The sequence below is a fragment of the Deltaproteobacteria bacterium genome (assembly GCA_016875395.1).
Classification (GTDB): domain Bacteria; phylum Myxococcota_A; class UBA9160; order UBA9160; family UBA6930; genus VGRF01.
Map to the genome: position 1 here is coordinate 1 of VGRF01000063.1, position 3755 is coordinate 3755.

4 protein-coding genes and 1 tRNA gene are annotated in these 3755 nt (G+C 70.8%); 4 read left to right on the forward strand and 1 reads right to left on the reverse strand.

Annotated features, from left to right (window positions below):
• On the forward strand, positions 1-212 hold a 212-nt coding region (locus tag FJ091_21920; protein ID MBM4386009.1), incomplete at its 5' end, for a hypothetical protein.
• Positions 213-224: 12 nt separating this feature from the next.
• Here the strand turns inward: FJ091_21920 and FJ091_21925 are convergent.
• Complete coding sequence (locus FJ091_21925) at positions 225-1181, reverse strand: ROK family protein (GenBank protein ID MBM4386010.1); 957 nt, start codon at positions 1179-1181, stop codon at positions 225-227.
• Between the two features lie 125 nt (positions 1182-1306).
• Between FJ091_21925 and FJ091_21930 the strand changes: the two genes are divergently transcribed.
• The 3 genes from FJ091_21930 to FJ091_21940 all read left to right on the forward strand — a co-directional run bounded on the left by FJ091_21930 (position 1307) and on the right by FJ091_21940 (position 3270).
• Positions 1307-1741, forward strand: a complete 435-nt coding sequence (locus FJ091_21930) for a hypothetical protein (protein ID MBM4386011.1) — start codon at positions 1307-1309, stop codon at positions 1739-1741.
• Complete coding sequence (locus FJ091_21935; protein ID MBM4386012.1) at positions 1738-2532, forward strand: response regulator; 795 nt, start codon at positions 1738-1740, stop codon at positions 2530-2532. Before FJ091_21930 ends, FJ091_21935 begins: the two co-directional genes overlap by 4 nt.
• 661 nt (positions 2533-3193) lie before the next feature.
• Positions 3194-3270: transfer RNA gene (locus FJ091_21940), tRNA-Met, on the forward strand.
• The last annotated feature ends 485 nt before the right edge of the window (positions 3271-3755 follow it).

Genomic DNA, 3755 nt, shown 5'->3' on the forward strand with positions numbered 1-3755 from the left:
CCGAAGCGGCGCTCGAGCAGTGCCGGCAGATGCAGCAAGCGTCGAGCGAGCAGCGCGACGCGGCGCGGACGATTCGCAGCGCGATCGACTCGGTGCAGGGCATGACGACGAGCATCCACCGCAACACCGAGAGCCAGAGCGCCGCGAGCGAGTCCGTGTCCGAGGCGGTCGCGCGCATTCTCGACATCGCTCAGCGAAGGGCCGCGGACTAGAACCCGCTCGCGCTAGTCGCGCCGCAGCGCCTCCGCGGCGACACCGAGGCCGGCGTACACGCCGAGGCGCTCGCCGAGCGCTGCGGGCACGATCGCGATGGGCTCGGGCCGCGGCCACGTGTTCGCGCGCACGCGCTGGCGCAGCGGGGCGAAGCAGAGCGCTTCGCCCGCCGCCGCGGCGATCGTGCCGAGCACGAACACCTCGGGCGCGAGCACCGCGGCGAGCCCGCAGATCAGCTGCGCGAGCACCTCGTTGAAGCGCTCCATCTCGCCGAGCGCGAACGCGTCGCCCGCGCGCGCCGCCACGACCACGTGCTCGGGCCGTGGCGAGGCGCCCTCTTTCGCGGCCAGCTTTGCGACCGCGCTGCTCGCCGGCGTCGCGCGCGCGAGCCGCTTCGTCCACGCCGCGCCGCCGATGTACGCCTCCGCACAGCCGCGCAGGCCGCATGCACACGGCTCGCCCTGCCATACCACCGGCACGTGCCCGACCTCGCCCGCGAGGTTCGCGTCGCCGCGGTAGAGGCGGCCGTCGAGGATCAGCCCGCCGCCGAGGCCGGTAGACATCGTGAGATAGACCGCGTGGCGAAAGCCGCGCGCGGCGCCGAAGCGCCACTCGGCGACCGCCGCGGCGTTCGCATCGTTCTCGAGCGCGACGCGCGCGCCGAGCGCCTCCGCGAGCATGTCACGAAGCGGTGCGCCGTCCCAGCCCGGCAGGTTCGGGGGATTGCGCACGAAGCCGCCGCGCGGATCCACGCCGCCGGGCGTCGAGACGCCCACGATCTCGAGCCCGCGCGGCTCCATCCCGCGCTGGCGCAGGAGCCCGCGCGCGCCCTCCGCAATGCGCGCGAAATCCGCCAGCGCATCGCCGCTCGGCGCAGTGGCGATGCGCGCTTCCGCGAGCACGCGGCCCTCCGCGTCGCCGAGCGCGAACCACGTCTTCGTGCCGCCGATGTCGATGCCGAGGCGCATGCGCGCAGCCTAAGAGATTCCGCACTCAAGTTGCGCACGCGCTTTGGCCGAGAAGCAGCCAATCGCCGAAAGCGCGTGGCGCCGCTCGAAGCTGCATCACGTGTTGCCGGTACGAGAGGAAGCAAATGACCGGAAACTCACTCGCACGCGCACTCGTCGTCGCGCTCGCCGTGCTCGGCTCCGCCTGTGCGTCGCTCAAAGACCCGATGCACCAAGAGGACGCGTTCAACAACAACGTCCGCCAGTTCACGCAGTACGTGCGCCGGGGAAACTTCCAAGGCGCCGCCGTGTTTCTCGCCGAAGAGCAGCAGGAAGAGCTGCTCGCGCTCGCACCGCAGCTCTCGGACGTGCGCTTCACCGATTACGAGATCCTGCGCAAAGACCTGAACGAGACGCGCGACGCCGGCACCGTGGACGTCGTCTACACCGGCTACCGCCTCTCCTCGCCGATCTCGCGCACGATGCGCCTCCACCAGAAGTGGACGCGCACGGACGGCAAGTGGACGGTCTCGATCGAGCTCGAGCCGATGCGCGAAGCGCTGGGGCTCGCAGCCAAATGAGCAGCGAACGCCCGCGCATTCTGGTGGTCGACGACGTGCCGCTCTTCCGTGAGGTCGAGTCGCTCTACCTCGCGCGCATCGGGGACGTGCGCTCCGCAAGCAGCGCCGCGGAAGTGCGCGCACTCTTCGCGAGCGAGCCGGCCGAGGTGGTCGTGGTGGATCTGCATCTTCCCGACGAGCCGGGCGACGCGCTTTGCCGCGCGCTGCTCGCCGCCGCGCGGTGCGAGACGCGCGTCGTCGTCGTCACGCGCGGCGAAGCGAACGAGCACGCGCGCGCGGTCGTCGCAGGCGCCGCCGAAGTGCTCGCGAAGCCGCTCGGGCGCAGCGAGCTCGTGAACGCGGTGAGCCGCCTCGCCGGCGAGCTGCGCGGCCAGCCGCGTGCGGCGGTGCGCGAGCCTGCGCACTTCTGGGTGAAGGGGCGCATCAGCACCGGCACGGTGCAGAACATCTCCCGCGGCGGCGCCTACGTGGCCGCGGGCTGGCTCCCGCGCGAAGGCACCGACCTCAAGGTCGAGTTCGCCCTGCCCGGCGACGGCACTCCGATCGTCGCCCCCGCGCGTGATGTGGCGCCGCTACGAGGCCGAGAGCGGAGGCTTCGGACTGCGCTTCGTGGCGCTCGACGCGCACACGCAGGATCACCTCACGCGCTTTGTCGAGGCGAACGAGACGGCGGTCCCTGCGACGGCGTGAGCCGGGTCGCGGCTCCGCGGCGTCGCGCGCGCGGGGCTTACTCCTCCGCGCCGATCACCTCTTCCAGGCTCATCCAGTTCGTGTCGCTCGAATTGGTGTGAGGGCGCACGACGGAGAGGACCTTGTCGCCCTGCTTCACCACGTACACGTGCGTGGTTGCACCCCCCCATGCGCACGCGATGCTCCTCGACGACGATCGGCTCGTCGCTCGCGGCCTGGCCGGCTGGCAGCGCAAGCGAGAGCTTGCCGTTCACGCGCACCTGGCCGAGCGAGGGGCCGGTGGCCGGCGCGACGAGCTTCGCGGTGTCCGCCGCGGCAGCCGCGTTAAGCTCGCGCCGGCGGTCCGTGCGCGCGGCGAGCTCCTGCTCGTAGGCCGCGCCCTGCGTCGGGTTCGCCGGCGTGTAGCGCGTGTAGCTCGAGAGATTCGCGGTCTCGACCTTCACCGCTCCCGCGCGATAGGCCTCGGGGATTCGCTTCAGCTCATCGCTGAACGCCACGACGCCATCGGCGTTCGTCCAGCGATACAGCGTCTCGGCTCCCGCAGCTCCCGCCGCGAGGCTCAGCGCAACTCCGCACAGCAGCATCTCCAGCTTCCGCATTTGGCGCGTTCCTCCGCATGAAGGAGGTGGCGTAGCCGCTGCCGGATGGGGCGAGTTTTCTCGCAAACGCGAAAAGCAACGCGCGCGCAGCAAATTCCGTCGCAGCGAATGGGCGCGCGCGGTTGACGCGCCAGATGCACCCGCCTAGGTTGCCTCGCCTTGTTGCGGGGTGGAGCAGTCTGGTAGCTCGGCGGGCTCATAACCCGCAGGTCGCAGGTTCGAATCCTGTCCCCGCTACCACATGCTGCGGCCCGGAGGCGTGAGCCTCCTGGCCGTTTGCGTTCAGGGCGACGTTGAAGACGCCATCGAGCGAGAAACCGCGCGCGCTGTCAGCGCGAACCTTTGTCCGCTTCTCGCCGACGAGTGAGCGCATCGGGCTCGCGTCGCGTCTCCGGCGAGAGCGAACACGGCGCGCAGGTCGCGCGCGAGCACTTCGGCGCGCAGCCTCAATTCGGTTTGCGTAGGCAGCTTCGGCGCTCAACACCGATCGGGTGGGATCAGGGTTCCACCGGAACGCCGAATCGGCGATCGCCGGAGAGAGAGCGCCCTTCCGCAACAGGCTCTTCATGCAGCCCACGGAATCGCCACCCGCAGCGTTCCGAAGCGAGTCCCCGCTACCAAATCCGAACGCCCGAGGGTGCGCGAGCGCTCTCGGGCGTTTCGCATTTCGGGCGTCCCGGCTGAGCTATCGAAGGCGCTCGCCGGGATGCAGTTCGCTGGGGTAG

What these genes read in the sequence shown, in the direction of transcription:
- FJ091_21925 (MBM4386010.1), bottom strand. Translation starts at nt 1,181, where the DNA reads ATGCGCCTCGGCATCGACATCGGCGGCACGAAGACGTGGTTCGCGCTC.
- FJ091_21930 (MBM4386011.1), top strand. Translation starts at nt 1,307, where the DNA reads ATGACCGGAAACTCACTCGCACGCGCACTCGTCGTCGCGCTCGCCGTG.
- FJ091_21935 (MBM4386012.1), top strand. Translation starts at nt 1,738, where the DNA reads ATGAGCAGCGAACGCCCGCGCATTCTGGTGGTCGACGACGTGCCGCTC.